The following is a 24,625-nucleotide window of genomic DNA, read 5'->3' as shown; positions in this document are numbered from 1 at the left end:
CGTTTAGTCGCTGGGTATAGACCCGAAACCGGGCGATCTATCCATGGGCAGGTTGAAGGTTAGGTAACACTGACTGGAGGACCGAACCGACTACCGTTGAAAAGTTAGCGGATGACCTGTGGATCGGAGTGAAAGGCTAATCAAGCTCGGAGATAGCTGGTTCTCCTCGAAAGCTATTTAGGTAGCGCCTCATGTATCACTGTAGGGGGTAGAGCACTGTTTCGGCTAGGGGGTCATCCCGACTTACCAAACCGATGCAAACTCCGAATACCTACAAGTGCCGAGCATGGGAGACACACGGCGGGTGCTAACGTCCGTCGTGAAAAGGGAAACAACCCAGACCGTCAGCTAAGGTCCCAAAGTCATGGTTAAGTGGGAAACGATGTGGGAAGGCTTAGACAGCTAGGAGGTTGGCTTAGAAGCAGCCACCCTTTAAAGAAAGCGTAATAGCTCACTAGTCGAGTCGGCCTGCGCGGAAGATGTAACGGGGCTCAAACCATGCACCGAAGCTACGGGTATCATCTTACGATGATGCGGTAGAGGAGCGTTCTGTAAGCCTGTGAAGGTGAGTTGAGAAGCTTGCTGGAGGTATCAGAAGTGCGAATGCTGACATGAGTAACGACAATGCGAGTGAAAAACTCGCACGCCGAAAGACCAAGGTTTCCTGCGCAACGTTAATCGACGCAGGGTTAGTCGGTCCCTAAGGCGAGGCTGAAAAGCGTAGTCGATGGAAAACAGGTTAATATTCCTGTACTTCCAGTTATTGCGATGGAGGGACGGAGAAGGTTAGGCCAGCCTGGCGTTGGTTGTCCAGGTTTAAGGTGGTAGGCTGAAATCTTAGGCAAATCCGGGATTTCAAGGCCGAGAGCTGATGACGAGTTGCCTTTAGGCGACGAAGTGGTTGATACCATGCTTCCAAGAAAAGCTCCTAAGCTTCAGATAACTGGGAACCGTACCCCAAACCGACACAGGTGGTTAGGTAGAGAATACCAAGGCGCTTGAGAGAACTCGGGTGAAGGAACTAGGCAAAATGGCACCGTAACTTCGGGAGAAGGTGCGCCGGCGAGGGTGAAGGACTTGCTCCGTAAGCCCATGCCGGTCGAAGATACCAGGCCGCTGCGACTGTTTATTAAAAACACAGCACTCTGCAAACACGAAAGTGGACGTATAGGGTGTGACGCCTGCCCGGTGCCGGAAGGTTAATTGATGGGGTTAGCGCAAGCGAAGCTCTTGATCGAAGCCCCGGTAAACGGCGGCCGTAACTATAACGGTCCTAAGGTAGCGAAATTCCTTGTCGGGTAAGTTCCGACCTGCACGAATGGCGTAACGATGGCGGCGCTGTCTCCACCCGAGACTCAGTGAAATTGAAATCGCTGTGAAGATGCAGTGTATCCGCGGCTAGACGGAAAGACCCCGTGAACCTTTACTATAGCTTTGCACTGGACTTTGAATTTGCTTGTGTAGGATAGGTGGGAGGCTTTGAAGTGGGGACGCCAGTTCTCATGGAGCCATCCTTGAAATACCACCCTGGCAACTTTGAGGTTCTAACTCAGGTCCGTTATCCGGATCGAGGACAGTGTATGGTGGGTAGTTTGACTGGGGCGGTCTCCTCCCAAAGAGTAACGGAGGAGTACGAAGGTGCGCTCAGACCGGTCGGAAATCGGTCGTAGAGTATAAAGGCAAAAGCGCGCTTGACTGCGAGACAAACACGTCGAGCAGGTACGAAAGTAGGTCTTAGTGATCCGGTGGTTCTGTATGGAAGGGCCATCGCTCAACGGATAAAAGGTACTCCGGGGATAACAGGCTGATACCGCCCAAGAGTTCATATCGACGGCGGTGTTTGGCACCTCGATGTCGGCTCATCACATCCTGGGGCTGAAGCCGGTCCCAAGGGTATGGCTGTTCGCCATTTAAAGTGGTACGCGAGCTGGGTTTAGAACGTCGTGAGACAGTTCGGTCCCTATCTGCCGTGGACGTTTGAGATTTGAGAGGGGCTGCTCCTAGTACGAGAGGACCGGAGTGGACGAACCTCTGGTGTTCCGGTTGTCACGCCAGTGGCATTGCCGGGTAGCTATGTTCGGAAGAGATAACCGCTGAAAGCATCTAAGCGGGAAACTTGCCTCAAGATGAGATCTCACTGGGATCTTGAATCCCCTAAAGGGCCGTCGAAGACTACGACGTTGATAGGTTGGGTGTGTAAGCGCTGTGAGGCGTTGAGCTAACCAATACTAATTGCCCGTGAGGCTTGACCATATAACACCCAAGCAATTTGCTGACGCAGATTGCGGTGGTGAAGACGAAAGACCCGAAAATTCGTAAGACCACAAATATCGCATATCCGGATTCGCTGGGCTGTCCATCTGGACATTCTGGCAACAGAATTTCTTGACGACCATAGAGCATTGGAACCACCTGATCCCATCCCGAACTCAGTAGTGAAACGATGCATCGCCGATGGTAGTGTGGGGTTTCCCCATGTGAGAGTAGGTCATCGTCAAGATTCATTTCGCAAAACCCCTATCTGCGCATGCAGGTAGGGGTTTTGTCTTTAAGTAGAAGCTATCGCTTCTCCTGGTAGGCTGAACAGCCAGCTGGTGGTGGTAAAAAGGTGGTTGACAGCGTTTTTGGATGCTGTATTATTCACCTCCCGCGACGAGAGATCGAAGCGAGCCAAGTGTCTGAAGTTAAACGAGTTTCTCGAAAAACTTCAAAATAAACACTTGACAGACTCTGAGGAAGGCGTAGAATGCGCGCCTCGGTTGAGACGAAAAGCTCTTAACCAAACGCTCTTTAACAAATTGAATCAAGCAATTCGTGTGGGTGCTTGTGAGTACGGACTGATAGTCAAAAAGATTATCAGCATCACAAGTGACCATGCGAGAAATCACATAGTCATTTGAGATTGCTGAGCCAAGTTTAGGGTTTCTTAAAAACCCAAGCAGTATTGAACTGAAGAGTTTGATCATGGCTCAGATTGAACGCTGGCGGCAGGCCTAACACATGCAAGTCGAGCGGATGACGGGAGCTTGCTCCTTGATTCAGCGGCGGACGGGTGAGTAATGCCTAGGAATCTGCCTGGTAGTGGGGGACAACGTTTCGAAAGGAACGCTAATACCGCATACGTCCTACGGGAGAAAGCAGGGGACCTTCGGGCCTTGCGCTATCAGATGAGCCTAGGTCGGATTAGCTAGTTGGTGGGGTAATGGCTCACCAAGGCGACGATCCGTAACTGGTCTGAGAGGATGATCAGTCACACTGGAACTGAGACACGGTCCAGACTCCTACGGGAGGCAGCAGTGGGGAATATTGGACAATGGGCGAAAGCCTGATCCAGCCATGCCGCGTGTGTGAAGAAGGTCTTCGGATTGTAAAGCACTTTAAGTTGGGAGGAAGGGCAGTAAGTTAATACCTTGCTGTTTTGACGTTACCGACAGAATAAGCACCGGCTAACTCTGTGCCAGCAGCCGCGGTAATACAGAGGGTGCAAGCGTTAATCGGAATTACTGGGCGTAAAGCGCGCGTAGGTGGTTTGTTAAGTTGGATGTGAAAGCCCCGGGCTCAACCTGGGAACTGCATCCAAAACTGGCAAGCTAGAGTACGGTAGAGGGTGGTGGAATTTCCTGTGTAGCGGTGAAATGCGTAGATATAGGAAGGAACACCAGTGGCGAAGGCGACCACCTGGACTGATACTGACACTGAGGTGCGAAAGCGTGGGGAGCAAACAGGATTAGATACCCTGGTAGTCCACGCCGTAAACGATGTCAACTAGCCGTTGGAATCCTTGAGATTTTAGTGGCGCAGCTAACGCATTAAGTTGACCGCCTGGGGAGTACGGCCGCAAGGTTAAAACTCAAATGAATTGACGGGGGCCCGCACAAGCGGTGGAGCATGTGGTTTAATTCGAAGCAACGCGAAGAACCTTACCAGGCCTTGACATGCAGAGAACTTTCCAGAGATGGATTGGTGCCTTCGGGAACTCTGACACAGGTGCTGCATGGCTGTCGTCAGCTCGTGTCGTGAGATGTTGGGTTAAGTCCCGTAACGAGCGCAACCCTTGTCCTTAGTTACCAGCACGTTATGGTGGGCACTCTAAGGAGACTGCCGGTGACAAACCGGAGGAAGGTGGGGATGACGTCAAGTCATCATGGCCCTTACGGCCTGGGCTACACACGTGCTACAATGGTCGGTACAGAGGGTTGCCAAGCCGCGAGGTGGAGCTAATCTCACAAAACCGATCGTAGTCCGGATCGCAGTCTGCAACTCGACTGCGTGAAGTCGGAATCGCTAGTAATCGCGAATCAGAATGTCGCGGTGAATACGTTCCCGGGCCTTGTACACACCGCCCGTCACACCATGGGAGTGGGTTGCACCAGAAGTAGCTAGTCTAACCTTCGGGAGGACGGTTACCACGGTGTGATTCATGACTGGGGTGAAGTCGTAACAAGGTAGCCGTAGGGGAACCTGCGGCTGGATCACCTCCTTAATCGACGACATCAGCCTGCTGATGAGCTCCCACACGAATTGCTTGATTCATTGTAAAAGACGATGCTGTAACGCGACCCTGTTATAGGTCTGTAGCTCAGTTGGTTAGAGCGCACCCCTGATAAGGGTGAGGTCGGCAGTTCAAATCTGCCCAGACCTACCATTACATGGTTCAGCCGTAGAATACGGGGCCATAGCTCAGCTGGGAGAGCGCCTGCCTTGCACGCAGGAGGTCAGCGGTTCGATCCCGCTTGGCTCCACCACTTTCGCCGTACACAGTAACTTGTCAGAACTTAGAAATGAACATTCATATTGAATGTTGATTTCTGACTTTTGTCAGATCGTTCTTTAAAAATTCGGATATGTGATAGATATAGACTGAACACCAGTTTCACTGCTGGTGGATCAGGCTAAGGTAAAATTTGTGAGTTCTGCTCGAAAGAGCAACGTACGAATTTTCGGCGAATGTCGTCTTCACAGTATAACCAGATTGCTTGGGGTTATATGGTCAAGTGAAGAAGCGCATACGGTGGATGCCTTGGCAGTCAGAGGCGATGAAAGACGTGGTAGCCTGCGATAAGCTTTGGGGAGTCGGCAAACAGACTGTGATCCAGAGATCTCTGAATGGGGGAACCCAGCCAGCATAAGCTGGTTATCTTGTACTGAATACATAGGTGCAAGAGGCGAACCAGGGGAACTGAAACATCTAAGTACCCTGAGGAAAAGAAATCAACCGAGATTCCCTTAGTAGTGGCGAGCGAACGGGGACCAGCCCTTAAGTTGGTTTGAGATTAGTGGAACGCTCTGGAAAGTGCGGCCATAGTGGGTGATAGCCCCGTACACGAAAATCTCTTATCAATGAAATCGAGTAGGACGGAGCACGAGAAACTTTGTCTGAATATGGGGGGACCATCCTCCAAGGCTAAATACTACTGACTGACCGATAGTGAACCAGTACCGTGAGGGAAAGGCGAAAAGAACCCCGGAGAGGGGAGTGAAATAGAACCTGAAACCGTATGCGTACAAGCAGTGGGAGCCTACTTTGTTAGGTGACTGCGTACCTTTTGTATAATGGGTCAGCGACTTATATTCAGTGGCGAGCTTAACCGAATAGGGGAGGCGTAGCGAAAGCGAGTCTTAATAGGGCGTTTAGTCGCTGGGTATAGACCCGAAACCGGGCGATCTATCCATGGGCAGGTTGAAGGTTAGGTAACACTGACTGGAGGACCGAACCGACTACCGTTGAAAAGTTAGCGGATGACCTGTGGATCGGAGTGAAAGGCTAATCAAGCTCGGAGATAGCTGGTTCTCCTCGAAAGCTATTTAGGTAGCGCCTCATGTATCACTGTAGGGGGTAGAGCACTGTTTCGGCTAGGGGGTCATCCCGACTTACCAAACCGATGCAAACTCCGAATACCTACAAGTGCCGAGCATGGGAGACACACGGCGGGTGCTAACGTCCGTCGTGAAAAGGGAAACAACCCAGACCGTCAGCTAAGGTCCCAAAGTCATGGTTAAGTGGGAAACGATGTGGGAAGGCTTAGACAGCTAGGAGGTTGGCTTAGAAGCAGCCACCCTTTAAAGAAAGCGTAATAGCTCACTAGTCGAGTCGGCCTGCGCGGAAGATGTAACGGGGCTCAAACCATGCACCGAAGCTACGGGTATCATCTTACGATGATGCGGTAGAGGAGCGTTCTGTAAGCCTGTGAAGGTGAGTTGAGAAGCTTGCTGGAGGTATCAGAAGTGCGAATGCTGACATGAGTAACGACAATGCGAGTGAAAAACTCGCACGCCGAAAGACCAAGGTTTCCTGCGCAACGTTAATCGACGCAGGGTTAGTCGGTCCCTAAGGCGAGGCTGAAAAGCGTAGTCGATGGAAAACAGGTTAATATTCCTGTACTTCCAGTTATTGCGATGGAGGGACGGAGAAGGTTAGGCCAGCCTGGCGTTGGTTGTCCAGGTTTAAGGTGGTAGGCTGAAATCTTAGGCAAATCCGGGATTTCAAGGCCGAGAGCTGATGACGAGTTGCCTTTAGGCGACGAAGTGGTTGATACCATGCTTCCAAGAAAAGCTCCTAAGCTTCAGATAACTGGGAACCGTACCCCAAACCGACACAGGTGGTTAGGTAGAGAATACCAAGGCGCTTGAGAGAACTCGGGTGAAGGAACTAGGCAAAATGGCACCGTAACTTCGGGAGAAGGTGCGCCGGCGAGGGTGAAGGACTTGCTCCGTAAGCCCATGCCGGTCGAAGATACCAGGCCGCTGCGACTGTTTATTAAAAACACAGCACTCTGCAAACACGAAAGTGGACGTATAGGGTGTGACGCCTGCCCGGTGCCGGAAGGTTAATTGATGGGGTTAGCGCAAGCGAAGCTCTTGATCGAAGCCCCGGTAAACGGCGGCCGTAACTATAACGGTCCTAAGGTAGCGAAATTCCTTGTCGGGTAAGTTCCGACCTGCACGAATGGCGTAACGATGGCGGCGCTGTCTCCACCCGAGACTCAGTGAAATTGAAATCGCTGTGAAGATGCAGTGTATCCGCGGCTAGACGGAAAGACCCCGTGAACCTTTACTATAGCTTTGCACTGGACTTTGAATTTGCTTGTGTAGGATAGGTGGGAGGCTTTGAAGTGGGGACGCCAGTTCTCATGGAGCCATCCTTGAAATACCACCCTGGCAACTTTGAGGTTCTAACTCAGGTCCGTTATCCGGATCGAGGACAGTGTATGGTGGGTAGTTTGACTGGGGCGGTCTCCTCCCAAAGAGTAACGGAGGAGTACGAAGGTGCGCTCAGACCGGTCGGAAATCGGTCGTAGAGTATAAAGGCAAAAGCGCGCTTGACTGCGAGACAAACACGTCGAGCAGGTACGAAAGTAGGTCTTAGTGATCCGGTGGTTCTGTATGGAAGGGCCATCGCTCAACGGATAAAAGGTACTCCGGGGATAACAGGCTGATACCGCCCAAGAGTTCATATCGACGGCGGTGTTTGGCACCTCGATGTCGGCTCATCACATCCTGGGGCTGAAGCCGGTCCCAAGGGTATGGCTGTTCGCCATTTAAAGTGGTACGCGAGCTGGGTTTAGAACGTCGTGAGACAGTTCGGTCCCTATCTGCCGTGGACGTTTGAGATTTGAGAGGGGCTGCTCCTAGTACGAGAGGACCGGAGTGGACGAACCTCTGGTGTTCCGGTTGTCACGCCAGTGGCATTGCCGGGTAGCTATGTTCGGAAGAGATAACCGCTGAAAGCATCTAAGCGGGAAACTTGCCTCAAGATGAGATCTCACTGGGATCTTGAATCCCCTAAAGGGCCGTCGAAGACTACGACGTTGATAGGTTGGGTGTGTAAGCGCTGTGAGGCGTTGAGCTAACCAATACTAATTGCCCGTGAGGCTTGACCATATAACACCCAAGCAATCTGCTACGCAGATTGTGGTGGTGAAGACGAAAGACCCGAAAATTCGTAAGACCACAAATATCGCATATCCGAATTCGCTGGGCTGTCCATCTGGACATTCTGGCAACAGAATTTCTTGACGACCATAGAGCATTGGAACCACCTGATCCCATCCCGAACTCAGTAGTGAAACGATGCATCGCCGATGGTAGTGTGGGGTTTCCCCATGTGAGAGTAGGTCATCGTCAAGATTCATTTCGCAAAACCCCTATCTGCACATGCAGGTAGGGGTTTTGTCTTTAAGTAGGAACTACAGAGATTCGCAGGCACGTCCTAGGGACGGGCCAGCACACAGAATTTCTTGACGACCATAGAGCATTGGAACCACCTGATCCCATCCCGAACTCAGCAGTGAAACGATGCATCGCCGATGGTAGTGTGGGGTTTCCCCATGTGAGAGTAGGTCATCGTCAAGATTCAAACCCAAAGCCCCTGTCTGCGATGCAGACAGGGGCTTTGTCTTTTTCGGGTTTCAATATCGGTTAGAACTGATAGCTGACTGTGGCGCTCACATTGCGCTCTTCACCCATGTAGCAGTAGTTCAGGCTGGCACATGAGGTGATGTAGCTTTCATTGGTAAGGTTGTTGGCGTTCAAGCGCACATCCACACCCGTCAGGCCGACCTTGCCCAGGTCATAGCCGATAGAGGCGTCGAACAGGGTGTAGGAAGGCACCTTCATGCTGTTTTCCGCATCGACCCAGCTGTACCCCACATATCGCACCCCACCGCCCAGCCGCAGGCCATCCAGTGCCCCCTGGCGGAAGATATAGTCGGCCCACAGCGAGAGCATCTGTTTCGGCGCCTGAGTCGGCGAATTACCCTTGTTGTCCACGTTGCCTGAGACAAGGCTCGGCATTGACTTCGAATACTCGATATCGGTGAAGGTATAGCCACTCAGCAGTTTGAGGCTGTCGGTCAGCTGTACATGGGCCTCAAGCTCCAGCCCTTGCGAGCGGACTTCACCGACAGGGCGATAGAAGTCTTCGTCAGGCTGTTTAGACGCCAAATTCTCCTGCTCGATGCGGAACACCGATGCGGTGAACAGGTTGTCGCTCCCTGGTGGCTGATATTTGATGCCGGCTTCCCACTGAGTGCCCTCTGTCGGTGCCAGCGGCCGGCCTTGCTGGTCGGACACGGTGTTCGGGTTGAACGACTCCGAGTAGCTGATGTAGGGCGCAATGCCGTTCTCGAACAGGTAGAGCACCCCTGCCCGGGAGGTGAACCTGGAGCGTTGATCACTGACCTTGCTGTCGCTGTCACGGTTCTCTTCGGACACCTTCACCCAGTCCTGGCGCAGCCCCAATGAAAAGCGCCACTGGTCCAGCTCCACCAGATCCTGCAGGTACACACCCGTTTGTTGCAAGCGCCGCTGGTAGCGGTTCTCGCCCAGTACCTGAAGATTGCCATTGCCGTACTGTGGATTGCCGGCATCCAGTGGGCCGACGGTGCCATAACGCCATGCCACGTCGGCTTTGCGCCGCTGGTAGTCAGCCCCCAGTAGCAAGGTGTGTTTGGCCGCCCCGGTAAAGAATTCTGCCTGCAGCATGTTATCAATGATGTACGAATGCAGACGCTCGTCGCCGCCGGTATAGGCGCGATTTAACATGTTGCTGTCAACATCTGCCCAGCCGGCGGAGTACACCTGGTCCATCGACACGTCGGAATCCTGATAACGGAAGTTCTGCCGCGCTGTGAACACATCATTGAAGCGATGCTCAAACTGGTAGCTGAAGGATTGCTGCGTGCGCTCGTAGTTGTCGATGCTCGGCTCGCCTTCGAAGAAATGGTCTGACAGGCGCAAACCGTTGCGCTTGTGCAGCATGCCATCAGCAGGGTTACCGCCGTGGTACCCACCGTCAGGGTCGTGCTGCAAATAGGCCTGCAGCGTGAGTGAGGTGTCTTCGGTGAAGTCGACACTGATAGCGGGGGCGATGGCGTAACGTTCTTCCTTGTTGTGGTCGAACTGAGTGTCGGAAGCATCCGCCAAACCCGTCAGGCGATACGCAATGCGTTTGTCGTCATCCACAGGACCACTGAAGTCGAAGCCCACGCCACGCTGGCCCTGAGTACCTACCGTGGCCTGAACCTGATGGTAAGGGGCAAAGAGTGGCTTCTTGGTGGTCAGGGCTACCAGGCCACCCGGCGAGCTTCGCCCGTACAGTACCGAAGACGGTCCCTTGAGAATGTCGATGCGCTCAAGAAAGTATGGGTCTACCTGCATCGTGCTGTAGGTGCCGTTGTCGCCCATTGACTTGAGCCCATCGACGTAGATGTTGTCCACCGAACCGTCGTTGAAGCCGCGCATGGCTACATAGTCATAGCGATGAGTGGCACCGTACGGGTTGGTCAGTACTCCAGGCGTGTAGCGCATGGCCTGGGCAACGGTCTGAGAGCCCTGATCGTCCATTTGTTGGCGAGTGACTACCGAGACCGATTGGGATGTCTCCACCAAGGGCATGCTGGTCTTGGTCGCCACCTGGCTGTGCGTGGCGTTGTAACCCTCCATGCTGCCCAGTGCGTTGCCGAGGGAGAAACTACGGATGTCGGTGTCTGGCAATGCCAGGGCGGCGCTCTGACGCTGTGCCTGCAGCACATAGTTACGTCCCCCCTGGCTGACGGCTTCCAGTCCGCTGCCATTTAGCAACTGGCGCAGCGCTTGATCGGTAGTGAACTTCCCCTGCAGTCCGTTGGAATGCAGGCCATCGGTCAGCTGAGGCGTGCTCGATAGGGTGATGCCGGCCTGACGAGCGATCTTGTTGAGCACATCGGTCAGTTGGCCAGCCGGTATTGCATAGTCATGGCTCACTTCGGCTGTGTCGGCCGCTATGGAAAGTTGCGGAGCAGTTGCCAGGCCCAGGGCGGTACCAAACAGAACAGCCCGGATGGCGTGGCGCAAGTGAGCTGATTGCAGGACTGGACGAAAATCATTCGGGATGAAAGTGTGGGTTAACACCGGGTTGGTAGGCATGAAGGGTCCGTTAAAGTGTCGAGGGCAGAAAGTGTTGCTTACTGTCCTAGCCGGACCTGGATTCAAAACCCGCCAGAAATCGATAACGCCTTATCAGGTCATGCTCTCTACATGCACCCACCAGCGTGTACGTCGACGAAGTCGTACGGGCAACGTCTGCGGTAGCAGCCGAAGCAGTTGTTCCGGGTCTTCGAGGCGGAACACCCCCGACAGGCGCAGGTCGGCAATCTCATTGCTGCAGCCCAGGTAACCATGGCGATAGCGGCTGACCTGCGCGAGGAAGTTGGAGAGGCGCATGTCCTGAGTGACGATCAACCCTTCAGTCCAGGCCATCGCATCCATCTCCATGTGCGCGAGCCGGTGCGCACCTTGAGCATCCAGGCGCCAGTTCTGGCCACCTTCGATCCACTGAAGTTGGCCAGTACCAGGCCGGTGTATCGCCACTTTGCCGTGGCTGACGCTGACACGTGTGCAGTCGCTATCCTGATAGGCCACAAAGCGTCCTTCGAAGCCTTCCAGCAGCGCGTCGCGGGTTTCTACCAGCAGGGGATGCCGGGGGTTGCAGTTGATCATCAATTCCCCAAGCTTCAGGCGGACCAGACGCTGTTGATCATGGAAGGCCAGGTCCACGGCACTGCAGGTATTGAGTTGCATCAGCGAGCCATCGGGCAGGGTGAAGACGCGTCGCTCGCCCGTGCCGGTGGCATAGTCTGACGTCCAGGCACTCACAGTATCGAGGTCTTTGGCCAGCCAGCTCGCAGATCCTGCCATGACAACGCCGCCAAGCAGCTTCAGCGCCTGTCGGCGGCGCAGGCGCTGCTGGCTGGTTTCCAGTGTCTGCAATGCCAGCCCGGCACCGGGAATAGCGCGCAGGTCAAGGTCCTGATGAAGGTGAACCACACGCTGCCAGGCCTGTTCGTTTTCGTGGTGGCTGCTGCGCCAATGCGCGCACTGTTGTTGCAGAGCTGGATCGTGCCCGCTTTCACGCAGCCGCAGCATCCACTGAATGGCCTGCCTGACCGTTTTTGTATCAGGGCGTGCGACGGTCATGGATTCAGCAGTCGTCTTCATAGCGCAGCACGTAGCAGTGATAGAGCGCATCGGCGATATAGCGCTCAACGGTGCGCACGGAGATCCCCATCTGTTCGGCGATGGCCTGATGCTTCAGCCCCTCGCATTGAGCCAGCAGGAATGCGCGACGGACCTTGGGTTTGAGGCCGTCGAGCATGCGTGCAATACGCTCAAGCAATTCCAGCAGCAGCTCGCGGGTCTCGACTGAGGGGGCCAGGGCTTCCGGCACATGGGCCAAAGCCTCCAGGTAGGCCCTGTGCAGTTCCTCGCGGCGCCAATGATCGATCACCAACCCACGCGCTACCGTGCGCAGGAAGGCCCTGGGAGCATTCAGCTGCAATTGCTCACGACGCTGTAGCAAGCGGACGAAGGTATCTTGGGCGAGGTCAGCCGCATCGGCTGCGTTGCCGAGCTTGCTACGCAGCCAGGTATGCAACCAGCCGTGGTGGTCACTGTAGAGCGTTTGCACGGAATCGTTGCTGGGCATGGAGGAGGGCGCCGGCATCAATGGACGTTAATGATAATTAGTCTCATTGTTGGCGGAGCAAGATTAATTTGCAACCCATCAATTACCGCGTAAAGCCGGTAATGGGCTAACGCCCCAATTGCGTATCCAGGTAATTGCGGATCACCCGCGCCCCGCCATTGAGGTGCCGTTCCAGCACCGCTACCGCTTCGTCCACCAGCTTGTCGCTGGCTGCATCTACCAGTGCGTTGTGATCGTCCTGAGTGAGCTTGCCCAGGCCCATGGACGAAAGATGGAAACGCAGGAAGCGTTCTTCCTCGTTCAGTTCGTTCTCGATAAGGCGCAGTAGTTTCTTGTTCGGCGCCTTGCTGTACAGCGCCATGTGGAGCAGGCGGTTGAGGCGGCCAATTTCGGTGTGGCTGGTCTCGTTCTCCAGTTGCTGGATATACCCGCGGGCGCTGGCGATGTCGCTGGCATCAAGCAGCGGGATAGACTGGCGCAGCGCCTCGCTCTCGAGCAATACGCGAAGGGCATAGGTGTCCACTGCATCCTCGCCGATCAGCGGTGCAACGACGGCGCCCTTATGCATCTCCACCTTCAGCAGGGACTGCGCTTCGAGCTGGCGCAGGGCTTCGCGCACGGGCATGCGGCTAACGCCGTACAAGGTGGCGAGCTCTTGTTGGCGAACCGCAGTACCAGGGGGCAAGCGCCCATCGAGAATGGCGCTGCGCAGGCGTTCTTCGATCACGGCACGGGCCTGATGCGGCAACAACTGCTCGCTGGCCAGCACATTGCTCAATTTGATTTTCTTGGCCACGCGACGCCTGCCTCAACGATGACTATATTGGATCCAATGACACTAGTAACAGCTTGTGAGGGTGTCAAACCTGCACCCACACTGGTACGGGCGCCCCAAAAGCGCGGCTATGGTGGAGGAAGTCGCACGTCAAAGGAAGCTGCCTATAGAAAGATGTAAGCAGAAAGTATAGGCGGGCTGACAGCCGGGTGCGTGATTGCAGGGTGCCATTGTCTTTTGCGGTGGCAAGCCCCACCATCGCTGCTTTCGACTGGTCTGAACAGGGCTTCGCAGTGGCGATATCCTGGTTGCTCAAAACCGTAGTGCGATATGTCGGCTTTGCCGCGCTGCTGGGCAGTCTTCTGCTGGGCGGCTTGCACGCGGATTGGGATTTCTCCCAGATCAGCCGCAAGTCGCAGGCTCTGTACGGCCCACTAGGTGCCGGGCAGGGGCGCATCGATGCCTGGCAGAGCCTGATGGCCACGCAGAAGCAGGGTACCGAGCTTGAACGGTTGCAAGTGGTCAACCGCTTCTTCAACCAGCAATTGCGTTATGTCGAGGATATCGATCTGTGGCATGAGGTCGACTACTGGGCCACACCTGTGCAGGCACTGATCAAAGGTGCAGGGGACTGCGAGGATTACGCCATCGCCAAATATTTCAGTCTACGGCGCATGGGAATCCCCAGCGAAAAACTGCGCATCACCTACGTCAAGGCGCTGCGGCAGAACCGGGCACACATGGTCCTGACCTATTATTCAAGCCCACAGGCCCAGCCTTTGGTGCTGGACAGTCTGATGGATGCCATCAAGCCGGCAAGCCAGCGTACCGACCTGCTGCCGGTGTACGCCTTCAATGGCGAGGGGTTGTGGCTGACGGGCGTCGCAGGGAACAAGAAGGTTGGTGATACCAAGCGGCTGTCACGCTGGCAGGATTTGTTGAAGAAAATGCAGGCCGAAGGGTTCCCGGCCGAGCCGGTTTACTGAAGGAGCACAGATGTCACTGTTCAAACAATTGCTGTTGGCCATTTGCCTGTTCCTGGTGGTCGCCTTCAGTGGCAGTTTCATGGTCAGCCTGGAAAGCTCGCGCAGCCAATACGTCAACCAGCTGCGCTCGCACGCCCAGGATGCGGCCACCGCGCTGGCGCTTTCGCTGACGCCGAATATCGACGACCCAGCGATGGTCGAGCTGATGGTCAGCTCGATTTTCGACAGTGGTTACTATGCAAGCATCAAGGTCGTCGACCTGGGTTCCAATGCCGTGCTGGTGGAGCGTCATGCCGAGCCAGACCCTGGCGGTGTGCCGCTTTGGTTCGTGCGCCTGATCGGCCTTGAGGCCGCCGGCGGCGATGCAATCGTCAGTCGTGGCTGGCAGCAGGCCGCGCGCGTTGAAGTGATCAGCCACCCGATGTTCGCCATTGCCAAGCTTTGGCAAAGTGCCTTGGGCAGCCTGGGTTGGTTGCTGTTGTGCGGTGCGGCCAGTGCCGTGCTCGGTGCTTTGCTGTTGCGTCGCCAGTTGAGGCCGCTGGACTACATGGTCGAGCAATCCCACGCTATTGCTCGCCGCGAATTTCTCAGCCTGCCAGAGTTGCCACGCACGCCGGAGCTACGCCGCGTAGTGCAAGCGATGAACCAGATGGTCGAGAAACTCAAAGCCCTGTTCACCGAGCAGGCCGAGCGCAGTGAGCGGCTGCGTGCGGAGTCCTACCAGGACAGCCTGACCGGGCTGTCGAACCGCCGCTATTTTGAAATGCAACTGAACAATCGGGTAAGCAACCTGGAAGACGCGCGCGCCGGCTACCTGCTGTTGCTGCGGGTTCAGGGCCTGGCTGGCCTGAACGCCCGCCTTGGCGGCCAGCGTACCGACCAGTTGCTGCAAGCGGTAGGTGAACAGCTGCGTCGTACTTGTGCCAGCTACCCGGAAACCAACGACCTCATTTCCCGCAGCCGCGGCGGTGAATTTGCAGTGCTGGCACCGGGCATGGTGCATGAGGAGGCCGTACACCTTGCCCAGGCCCTGGAGGCAACGTTGCAGAGCCTGCACGAAACGGGGGCAAGTGATATCGACCCGGTGGCTTGTATAGGCCTGGCACCATTCAGCCCTGGTGATTCACCACAGGCGTTGCTGAAGCTCGCCGACGAGGCTCTGGCCCGCGCTGAGAACCAGCCAACGCCGGGCTGGGTATGCCTTGAGCAAGGTGTTGCTGCGGTTGCCGCAGATAGCCAGCATGCCTGGCACGAACGGCTCGACCAGGCGTTTATCAATGGGCATTTCGAGTTGTTCTTCCAGCCAGTGATGGAGTGCGCTTCCTCGCAACGGGTACTGCACCACAAAGTTATTTCGCGTTTGCGCGATGGCCAGGGCGAGGCCTTGCCGGCGGGCCGCTTCCTGCCTTGGCTGGAGCGCTTCGGCTGGATGCCGCGGCTGGATGTGCTGGTGCTGGAGAAAGTGTTGGCGCACCTGCGAGGGCATGACCAGGTGCTGGCGTTGAACCTGTCCGCCGCCACCCTGGCCGACCCCAAGGCCCTTCAACGCATTTTCGAGCTGCTGGGCCAGAATGCGGCGCTCGGCCCGCGGCTGGTTTTTGAAATTGGCGAGGAGCAGTTGCCTGAGCAGGCAGCATTGGAGCAACTCACCCGGCGCCTGCATGGGCTTGGTTTCGGGTTGGCGTTGCAACGCTTCGGTGGGCGCTTCAGCATGATTGGCAACCTGGCGCACTTGGGCCTGGCGTACCTGAAGATTGACGGCAGTTACATCCGCAACATCGATCATGAGCAGCACAAGCGGCTGTTCATCGAAGCGATCCAGCGTGCGGCGCATAGCATCGACCTGCCGCTGATTGCTGAGCGAGTCGAGACGGAAGGGGAGCGGTTGGTGTTGCTGGAGATGGGAGTAGGCGGGATTCAGGGGCAACTGGTGGGTGAGCCTGCGCCTTGGCGCTGAATGGCCTCTCGCGCGCCGCTGTAGGAACAGCCTAGAGCCGCAAAAGGGCCGCATAGCGGCCCCAGGTTCACGTAGCGATGTGCAGGGCTGCTTGTACAGCCCTGTCGCGACACGAGGCCGCTCCTACAGCAATGGCGAAACCAGCAGGTCGGCTATCACCGCTCGCGCAGCGCTTCCGAGCGCGCCTTCATGATCGGCTTGAGCAGGTAGCTCATGATGGTTTTCTTGCCTGTCATGATATCCACCGTCGCCACCATCCCCGGAATGATCAGCAGTGGCTTCTCGTCGGTCCCTAGGTGACTGCGATCGGTGCGCAGCTTGATCAGGTAATACGTAGTCTTCTTGTCTTCATCGGTAATGGTGTCGGCGCCAATCTGCTCCAGCTTGGCCTTGAGCCCACCGTAGATGGTGTAGTCATACGCGGTGAACTTGACTGTCGCTTCCTGGCCAGGGTGCAGGAAGGCGATGTCTTTGGGCAGGATCTTTGCCTCGATGACCAGCGTGTCGTCCAGTGGCACGACTTCGATGATATCGCTGCCTGGCTGGATTACCCCGCCAATGGTGTTCACCAGCAGTTGCTTGACGATACCGCGTACTGGCGAAGTGACAAGTGTGCGGTGCACCCGGTCGTCCAGCGCCTTGCTGGTGGCGGTAGCCTTGTTCAGTTCGGTGCGTGCCTCGTTCAGCTGGGTCAGCGCTTCACTTCGGAACTTGCCACGCGTCTCTTCGATCTTGCTTTGCACCTCGCGGATGGCCGCCTCTGCGCGCGGGATCGCAAGCGCAGTGGAGTCCAGCTGACCGCGGTTTTCCACTTCAGCACGGCGCAGGCGCAGCACTTCAACCTGGGAAATCGCGCCGGTTGCCACCAGCGGTTCGGACATACTGATTTCCTTGCGCAGCAGCTCAAGGCTGTTGGCGTACTGGGTGCGCTTGGAGCTGTATTCGCGCAGTTCCTGCTGGCGTTGGACCAACTGCTGTTGCAGGCCGCCAATTTCGTCCTGCAGTTGCTGGCGCCGGCTCTGGTACAGCGACTCCTCACTGGCCGCCTGGTTTGGCGCGGCTTTACGCAGCTTTTCGTCGATTATCAGCGGGCTGTCCTGTACCTCGGCACTCAAACGTTCGACCCGCAGGGCCATGGCCAGGCGGTCAGCCTCGGTTTCACCAACGTTGGAGGCGAAGCGGGTTTCATCCAGGCGCAGCAATGGCTGGCCCACTTCGACGATCTGCCCCTCCTTGGCGAAGATTTCGGCGACGATGCCGCCCTCCAGGTTCTGGATCTTCTGTACCTTGGAAGAGGGAATGGCCTTGCCTTCACCCCGCGTAACTTCGTCGATGGGCGCAACGCTGGCCCATACAATCAAGAACACGAAGAACAGGATCACGCCCCAGATGGTCAGCCGCACCACCCGCGGTGCATCTTCGATCAGGGCTTTGTTTACCTCGGGCAGCGGCTGGCCGCCAAGCGAGTCGCTGCCTTTGAAATAGCGCCGCAGGCCGTCCTTGAACTGCCCCATATCCAGCTTATGCAACACTGATCTGCCCCTTCTTCAGTGCATCCATGACCGCGGCTTTCGGGCCGTCGGCGACAATCTGCCCGCGATCGATCACGATCAGCCGGTCTACCAGTGACAGCAACGAGGCACGGTGCGTGACCAGCAGTACCGTCTTGCCCTCCACCACCGCCTGCAGGCGCTGCTTGAGGCGTTCTTCACCGGTGTTGTCCATGGCGCTGGTCGGCTCGTCCAGCAGCAGGATCTGCGGGTTGAGAAGCAGCGCACGGCCCAAGGCGACGTTCTGCCGCTGGCCGCCGGACAGGTTCTGCCCGCGTTCACCCACTTGCAGCTCGTAGCCGTCGGGGTGCAGCCGGGCGAATTCATGTACGCCCGCCAGTTCAGCGGCCTGCAGGATCAATTCGTCCTCGATGTAGCGGGCGCCGCTGACCAGGTTGTCACGCAAGGTGCCGGCCAGCAGCTGGATGTCCTGTGGGACGTAGCCGATGTTGTGGCGCAGTTCGCTGACATCGATCTGGCGAATGTCGACGCCATCGACCAGCAGCGAGCCACCATCGGCCTCGTACAGGCCGACAATGAGCTTGGCCAGCGAGCTCTTGCCCGAGCCGCTGCGACCGATGATGCCGACCTTCTCGCCAGGGCGGATGGTCAGGTTGATATTCTTCAGGGCCAGGTTCTGCTGGTTCGGATAAGTGAAGTCGACACCGCGGAACTCGACGCTGCCCTGCAGCACCTTGCGGCTCAGCGGGCGCTCTTCGAAGTTGCGCTCTTGGGGTAGATCCATCATGTGGTCGGTGGAGACCATGGTCACCTTGGCTTGCTGGTAGCGGGCGAGCAGGCCGTTGAGTTGGCCCAACGGGCCGAGGGCGCGGCCGCTGAGCATGTAGCAAGCCACCAGGCCGCCCATGCTCAGGTTGCCGTCGATGATCAGGTACACGCCGACGCAGATCATTGCCACGCCTGCCAGTTGCTGGATCAGCAGGGTGATGTTCATCGCCAGGCTCGACAGCACTTTCACGCGCAGTTCCAGCCGGCTCAGGGTGCCGAGGGTTTGCTCCCACATATACTGGCGTTCGCTTTCGGCGTTGTTGACCTTTACCGCATCCAGACCCGCCAGGGTTTCGATCAGGCTGGACTGGCGCTCTGATGCCAAAGCCATGGTCCGCTCCATGGTCGCCATCAGTGGCCGCTGCAGGGCGTAGCCGATGCCCAGAGCCAGCGGGAAAGCGATGATCGGTATCCACACCAGGTGCCCGCCAATGATGGCGATGACGATCAAAATCAGGATGGTAAAGGGCAGGTCGATCAGGCTGGTCAGGGTCAGCGAGGCGAGGAAGTCGCGCAGGCCCTGGAACTCGTGAATGTTCTGGGCAAAGCTGCCGACCCGCGCCGGCCGGTACTTCATCGACATGCCGACGATACGTTCAAACAGCGTTGCCGAGATGATCAGGTCGGTCTTCTTGCCTGCCAGGTCCAGGCACAGGCCGCGAAGGCCTTTGAGGATCAGGTCGAAGATGTACGCGCCGGCGATACCGATGGCCAGTACCCAGAGCGTCGAGGTGGCCTGGTTTGGCACCACCCGGTCATACACGTTCATCACGAACAGCGGCGCGGCCAAGGCGATCAGGTTGATCACCAGGCTGGCGGCGATAGCGTCGATATACAACCACTTGCTGCGCAGCAGGGTGTCGCGGAACCACGACTTCGCGCGTGGGATGAGGTTGCCGTGGTTGACATCGAACTTGTGCTGCGGCTGCGCGAAGAACACGCGGCCGCTGTAGTCGCTTAGCAGTGCTTCGCGGCTGACGTGCACCTCGCCACCGTCGCTCTCGCTGAGTAGCAGGCGCGCGGTGTCATCGTTCTCCCAGCCGAGCAGGACGGCGCTGCGGCCCTCCTTGAGCAGCAGCATGGCCGGCATGGCGATACTTGGGATCTGCTCCAGCTTTCGCTGAAGCAGGCGCCCCTGCAGGCCTGCCCGGGCTGCAGCGCGGGGCAGCAGTTCAGGGCTCAGGCGCTGGGCGGGTAGCGGTAGGCCTGTTGTCAGCATGACCCGGCTGGCGGGCTTCTGGTGCAGGACACACAGGCTCAGCAGACTATCCAGCAGGGGATCGTCATGCTGACTGCGTGGATCGTGGCTGAGTTGGACTCGACTGACTTCGGATTCCACGCGGCGCTCTCTTCATCCTTGTGGTGGGTGGGGTGGGTGTGCCGTCGTTAAGGTCGGGTCGGCTCACCCTGGCTCTCTATTGGTACGGCAAAGCTGTGCTGATTAGGGTTATCACGCCCCGGTGCTTGAGCAGCTGGCCAATGTTCGCCTTGAATCGGTGTTGAGTAAACAATTCTACGTGCTTCATTTTCACCAGACTTAGCGGGGCAATGATTGTTTCATTTTTGATCCAGCCATCATCAGGCTTGTTGCAGCATAGCCTGCCACTCAGCCAAGGGAAGCAAGGGCTGTGGGTTCCAGCTTAGTCATTGTCAGTAAACAGGCGCTGGTTTGTTGGCGCATATCCGTGGCTTGTTAGTCAAAATTCATCTATAGAAAGCAGATCCTTTGCTTTCTTGCATTCAATATTCGCAAGCGATTTCCCATGATAGGGAGGCCAGTATTTGCGCACTCGTACGCCATGTCTTTGATTTGCGACAAATCGCTGCTTGTGGCTTGCGCAGCGTTGAAAGCCTGGTGTGCCTCGAGCGAGCAAGCGCTCCCGGGTCATGCTGGTTATCGACCTCTGCCTGGCCGCATTCCGGCAAGGTTTGTGCTTATTCGGCAATCAGTGACCGGGCATTTGACAGTGATCTGGATATTGACGCCAGTAATGCTGACATTGCCGAAGGAGGACAGTCTCGCCGCATGATTTACGGGTGTTGAGGTGTATGAAAAAGTGCTGGAGCTGACGGCTTAACACCCTTTAGATGATGTAAGACATTTGTCCTAAGGAAACGCTTGGCTAAGGTACAAATATCAATGTGACATTACATTGCCGATTGTTTAGGATGGCATGTATAAGGTCAATAGTTTGGCAGTTAGGCAATTCCAAAAAGTTATAGACGGAATATTGACGTCAAAAATCGTCAAGAGATCATCGACATAGTTCCGCCTGAAGTGGCTAGCAAGCGCCGCTCTGGCAGGGAAGTACCCATCGGGTCACACGGAGAGTCCAATGAGCAGCGTTGTAGCCATCGTCAAAAGCATTGTCGGCCAGGTTATTGCGGTATCCCCAGAGGGCATCCGGCGTGTACTTATCGAAGGTGACCGCCTGTTGACCGGTGAGGAAGTGCTCACCGGTCCTGGTGGCGCAGTTACTCTGGAGCTGGCTGATGGCCGTACGCTCGATCTGGGCCGTGACAGCCAATGGAGCGCCGATGCGCCTGACAGCAGCACCGACCTGAGCCAGGCGGCAGCCCAGGCCGCGCCTTCGGTGGAAGAGCTGCAGCAGGCTATTGCTGCTGGTGTTGACCCGACTACTGAGCTTGAAGCTACCGCCGCTGGCCCGTCATCAGCGGGTGGTGGTGCGCTGGGCGGTGGCCACAGCTTCGTGATGCTCGAAGAAACGGCTGGCCGTGTTGACCCGACGGTTGGTTTCCCGACTGACGGGCTGGGCTTTGCGGGCGTACTCGATAACGAAGAAGTGGGCCTGCTGGACACTAACGGCAACAACCTGGTGACCACACCTACGGATACCAACGTTGCTACTGAGCTGACGCTTGGCGCAACCCCTTCTATCAGTGAAGCGGGTGGCGTAATCGTTTATACCGCCACCGTTGGTCAGGCGCCGACCACCAACCTGGTAATTACGCTGTCCAACGGTGCCGTGATCGTTATTCCGGCTGGGCAGACCAGTGGTAGTGTCAACGTCGTAGTTCCGGCAAACGACACGCCCTACATCGACGGGGGCCAGATTTCGGCGACCGTGACCGGCAGTTCCGGGGGTGGCGGGCTGACGGTGACATTGCCGCAAACGCCAGCGGTCACCCAAGTGACCGATACAATCGACACCACCACTGCAACCCTGACGGCGAGCCCGTCGGTCACCGAAGGCGGCGTGATCACCTACACCGTGACCCTGAGCAACCCTGCCCAGACGCCGGTAACCGTGACCCTGTCTAACGGCCAAACCATTACCGTTGAAGCCGGCAAAACCCAGGGCAGCGTCGATTTCCAGACCCCGGCGAATGACGTCTACAACAACGGTTCGACCGTCAGCGTCACCATCGAGAACGCCACGGGCGGCAACTTCGAACAGCTGACCCCGAACCCGACGCCGGCTCAGACCACGATCAACGACTCGGTCGATACCACCACTGCAACCCTGACCGCCTCGCCAAGCGTGACCGAAGGCGGCGTGATCACCTACACCGTGACCCTGAGCAATCCTGCCCAGACGCCGGTGACCGTGACCCTGTCCAACGGCCAAACCATTACCGTTGAAGCCGGCAAAACCCAGGGCAGCGTCGATTTCCAGACCCCGGCGAATGACGTCTACAACAACGGTTCGACCGTCAGCGTCACCATCGAGAACGCCACGGGCGGCAACTTCGAGCAACTGACCCCGAACCCGACGCCGGCTCAGACCACGATCAACGACTCGGTCGATACCACCACTGCAACCCTGACCGCCTCGCCAAGCGTGACCGAAGGCGGCGTGATCACCTACACCGTGACCCTGAGCAACCCTGCTCAGACGCCGGTGACCGTGACCCTGTCCAACGGTCAGACCATTACCGTTGAAGCCGGTAAAACCCAGGGCAGCATTGATTTCCAGACCCCGGCGAATGACGTCTACAACAACGGTTCGACCGTCAGCGTCACCATCGAGAACGCCACGGGCGGCAACTTCGAGCAACTGACCCCGAACCCGACGCCGGCTCAGACCACGATCAACGACTCAGTCGACACCACCACCGCGACCCTGACGGCGAGCCCGTCGGTCACCGAAGGCGGCGTGATCACCTACACCGTGACCCTGAGCAACCCTGCCCAGACGCCGGTAACCGTGACCCTGTCCAACGGCCAGGTCATCACCGTTGAAGCCGGCAAAACCCAGGGCAGCGTTGATTTCCAGACCCCGGCCAATGACGTCTATAACAACGGCTCGACCGTCAGCGTCACCATCGAGAACGCCACGGGCGGCAACTTCGAACAGCTGACCCCGAACCCGACCCCGGCTCAGACCACGATCAACGACTCGGTCGACACCACCACCGCGACCCTGACGGCGAGCCCGTCGGTCACCGAAGGCGGCGTGATCACCTACACCGTGACCCTGAGCAACCCTGCTCAGACGCCGGTAACCGTGACCCTGTCCAACGGTCAGACCATTACCGTTGAAGCCGGTAAAACCCAGGGCAGCATTGATTTCCAGACCCCGGCGAATGACGTCTACAACAACGGTTCGACCGTCAGCGTCACCATCGAGAACGCCACGGGCGGTAATTTCGAGCAACTGACCCCGAACCCGACGCCGGCTCAGACCACGATCAACGACTCGGTCGACACCACCACCGCGACCCTGACGGCGAGCCCGTCGGTCACCGAAGGCGGCGTGATCACCTACACCGTGACCCTGAGCAACCCTGCCCAGACGCCGGTGACCGTGACCCTGTCCAACGGCCAAACCATCACCGTTGAGGCCGGCAAAACCCAGGGCAGCGTTGATTTCCAGACCCCGGCCAATGACGTCTACAACAACGGCTCGACCGTCAGCGTCACCATCGAGAACGCCACGGGTGGCAACTTCGAGCAACTGACCCCGAACCCGACGCCAGCTCAGACCACGATCAACGACTCGGTCGACACCACCACTGCAACCCTGACCGCCTCGCCAAGCGTGACCGAAGGCGGCGTGATCACTTACACCGTGACCCTGAGCAACCCTGCCCAGACGCCGGTGACCGTGACCCTGTCCAACGGTCAGACCATTACCGTTGAAGCCGGTAAAACCCAGGGCAGCATTGATTTCCAGACCCCGGCGAATGACGTCTACAACAACGGTTCGACCGTCAGCGTCACCATCGAGAACGCCACGGGCGGTAATTTCGAGCAACTGACCCCGAACCCGACGCCAGCTCAGACCACGATCAACGACTCGGTCGACACCACCACTGCAACCCTGACCGCCTCGCCAAGCGTGACCGAAGGCGGCGTGATCACTTACACCGTGACCCTGAGCAACCCTGCCCAGACGCCGGTGACCGTGACCCTGTCCAACGGTCAGACCATTACCGTAGAAGCCGGTAAAACCCAGGGCAGCATTGATTTCCAGACCCCGGCGAATGACGTCTACAACAACGGTTCGACCGTCAGCGTCACCATCGAGAACGCCACGGGCGGTAATTTCGAGCAACTGACCCCGAACCCGACGCCAGCTCAGACCACGATCAACGACTCGGTCGACACCACCACTGCAACCCTGACCGCCTCGCCAAGCGTGACCGAAGGCGGCGTGATCACTTACACCGTGACCCTGAGCAACCCTGCCCAGACGCCGGTGACCGTGACCCTGTCCAACGGTCAGACCATTACCGTAGAAGCCGGTAAAACCCAGGGCAGCATTGATTTCCAGACCCCGGCGAATGACGTCTACAACAACGGTTCGACCGTCAGCGTCACCATCGAGAACGCCACGGGCGGCAACTTCGAACAGCTGACCCCGAACCCGACGCCGGCTCAGACTACGATCAACGACTCGGTCGACACCACCACCGCGACCCTGACGGCGAGCCCGTCGGTCACCGAAGGCGGCGTGATCACCTACACCGTGACCCTGAGCAACCCTGCCCAGACGCCGGTAACCGTGACCCTGTCCAACGGCCAGGTCATCACCGTTGAAGCCGGCAAAACCCAGGGCAGCGTTGATTTCCAGACCCCGGCCAATGACGTCTACAACAACGGTTCGACCGTCAGCGTCACCATCGAGAACGCCACGGGCG

9 protein-coding genes, 2 tRNA genes and 6 rRNA genes (2 of these 17 only partly in view) are annotated in these 24,625 nt (G+C 57.2%); 11 read left to right on the top strand and 6 right to left on the bottom strand.

Going from position 1 to position 24,625, the window contains the following annotated elements; all coding sequences use genetic code 11:
• The 8 genes from V6093_RS17150 to rrf (V6093_RS17115) form a co-directional block, all read left to right on the top strand.
• Positions 1 to 2,253 (top strand): 23S ribosomal RNA (locus tag V6093_RS17150) (it extends 640 nt beyond the left edge of the window).
• 131 nt (positions 2,254 to 2,384) lie between these two features.
• Positions 2,385 to 2,500 (top strand): 5S ribosomal RNA (gene rrf / locus V6093_RS17145).
• A 446-nt stretch (positions 2,501 to 2,946) separates the two neighbouring features.
• Positions 2,947 to 4,483 (top strand): 16S ribosomal RNA (locus V6093_RS17140).
• 85 nt (positions 4,484 to 4,568) lie between these two features.
• Positions 4,569 to 4,645, top strand: a tRNA-Ile gene (locus tag V6093_RS17135).
• 24 nt (positions 4,646 to 4,669) lie between these two features.
• Positions 4,670 to 4,745: transfer RNA gene (locus tag V6093_RS17130), tRNA-Ala, on the top strand.
• Positions 4,746 to 4,988: 243 nt separating this feature from the next.
• Positions 4,989 to 7,881: ribosomal RNA gene (locus V6093_RS17125) — 23S ribosomal RNA — on the top strand.
• 130 nt (positions 7,882 to 8,011) lie between these two features.
• Positions 8,012 to 8,127: ribosomal RNA gene (rrf, locus tag V6093_RS17120) — 5S ribosomal RNA — on the top strand.
• A 109-nt stretch (positions 8,128 to 8,236) separates the two neighbouring features.
• A 5S ribosomal RNA gene (gene rrf, locus V6093_RS17115) occupies positions 8,237 to 8,352 on the top strand.
• Together the 16S, 23S and 5S rRNA genes with 2 tRNA genes alongside form the textbook arrangement of a ribosomal RNA operon.
• 66 nt (positions 8,353 to 8,418) lie before the next feature.
• On the opposite strand, the gene V6093_RS17110 is transcribed toward rrf (V6093_RS17115), so the two are convergent.
• The 4 genes from V6093_RS17110 to V6093_RS17095 all read right to left on the bottom strand — a co-directional run bounded on the left by V6093_RS17110 (position 8,419) and on the right by V6093_RS17095 (position 13,259).
• Positions 8,419 to 10,833 carry a TonB-dependent siderophore receptor gene (locus V6093_RS17110; RefSeq protein ID WP_406669826.1) on the bottom strand — a complete coding sequence of 805 codons (2,415 nt, stop codon included), beginning with the start codon at positions 10,831 to 10,833 and terminating at the stop codon, positions 8,419 to 8,421.
• A 165-nt stretch (positions 10,834 to 10,998) separates the two neighbouring features.
• On the bottom strand, positions 10,999 to 11,955 hold the full coding sequence (locus V6093_RS17105; protein WP_179052696.1) for a FecR family protein: 957 nt from the start codon (positions 11,953 to 11,955) through the stop codon (positions 10,999 to 11,001).
• A 4-nt stretch (positions 11,956 to 11,959) separates the two neighbouring features.
• On the bottom strand, positions 11,960 to 12,463 hold the full coding sequence (locus tag V6093_RS17100; RefSeq protein WP_003256011.1) for a sigma-70 family RNA polymerase sigma factor: 504 nt from the start codon (positions 12,461 to 12,463) through the stop codon (positions 11,960 to 11,962).
• A 106-nt stretch (positions 12,464 to 12,569) separates the two neighbouring features.
• Positions 12,570 to 13,259, bottom strand: a complete 690-nt coding sequence (locus V6093_RS17095) for a GntR family transcriptional regulator (protein WP_003256010.1) — start codon at positions 13,257 to 13,259, stop codon at positions 12,570 to 12,572.
• 203 nt (positions 13,260 to 13,462) lie between these two features.
• Between V6093_RS17095 and lapG the strand changes: the two genes are divergently transcribed.
• Both lapG and lapD read left to right on the top strand, forming a co-directional pair.
• Positions 13,463 to 14,224 carry a cysteine protease LapG gene (gene lapG / locus V6093_RS17090; RefSeq protein ID WP_346641668.1) on the top strand — a complete coding sequence of 254 codons (762 nt, stop codon included), beginning with the start codon at positions 13,463 to 13,465 and terminating at the stop codon, positions 14,222 to 14,224.
• A 10-nt stretch (positions 14,225 to 14,234) separates the two neighbouring features.
• Positions 14,235 to 16,181 (top strand): cyclic di-GMP receptor LapD, encoded by a 1,947-nt coding sequence (lapD, locus tag V6093_RS17085; protein ID WP_003256007.1) that lies wholly within the window; start codon positions 14,235 to 14,237, stop codon positions 16,179 to 16,181.
• 155 nt (positions 16,182 to 16,336) lie between these two features.
• Here lapD and V6093_RS17080 read toward each other — a convergent pair whose 3' ends face one another.
• Together V6093_RS17080 and V6093_RS17075 are read right to left on the bottom strand one after the other, a co-directional pair.
• Complete coding sequence (locus V6093_RS17080; RefSeq protein WP_014859068.1) at positions 16,337 to 17,695, bottom strand: HlyD family type I secretion periplasmic adaptor subunit; 1,359 nt, start codon at positions 17,693 to 17,695, stop codon at positions 16,337 to 16,339.
• A gap of 7 nt (positions 17,696 to 17,702) precedes the next feature.
• A complete protein-coding gene (locus V6093_RS17075; protein WP_003256004.1) occupies positions 17,703 to 19,859 on the bottom strand; it encodes a type I secretion system permease/ATPase in 2,157 nt (718 codons plus the stop codon).
• 997 nt (positions 19,860 to 20,856) lie between these two features.
• On the opposite strand from V6093_RS17075, the gene V6093_RS17070 reads away from it, so the two are divergent.
• Positions 20,857 to 24,625, top strand: the 5' portion of a protein-coding gene (locus V6093_RS17070; RefSeq protein WP_406669565.1) for an immunoglobulin-like domain-containing protein. It continues 25,967 nt past the right edge of the window; only the first 3,769 of its 29,736 coding nucleotides appear in the window; its start codon is at positions 20,857 to 20,859; its stop codon lies off the right edge, out of view.

This window comes from Pseudomonas putida group bacterium ESBL64, from assembly GCF_045277175.1.
GTDB lineage: Bacteria > Pseudomonadota > Gammaproteobacteria > Pseudomonadales > Pseudomonadaceae > Aquipseudomonas > Aquipseudomonas alloputida.
The sequence above is the reverse complement of the archived record's forward strand: the minus strand, read 5'-3'. Positions and strand labels throughout refer to the sequence as shown.

Coding starts and splice junctions, on each gene's coding strand:
- V6093_RS17105 (WP_179052696.1), bottom strand. CDS start 11,955: ATGACCGTCGCACGCCCTGATACAAAAACGGTCAGGCAGGCCATTCAG.
- V6093_RS17100 (WP_003256011.1), bottom strand. CDS start 12,463: ATGCCCAGCAACGATTCCGTGCAAACGCTCTACAGTGACCACCACGGC.
- lapD (WP_003256007.1), top strand. CDS start 14,235: ATGTCACTGTTCAAACAATTGCTGTTGGCCATTTGCCTGTTCCTGGTG.
- V6093_RS17080 (WP_014859068.1), bottom strand. CDS start 17,695: ATGGGGCAGTTCAAGGACGGCCTGCGGCGCTATTTCAAAGGCAGCGAC.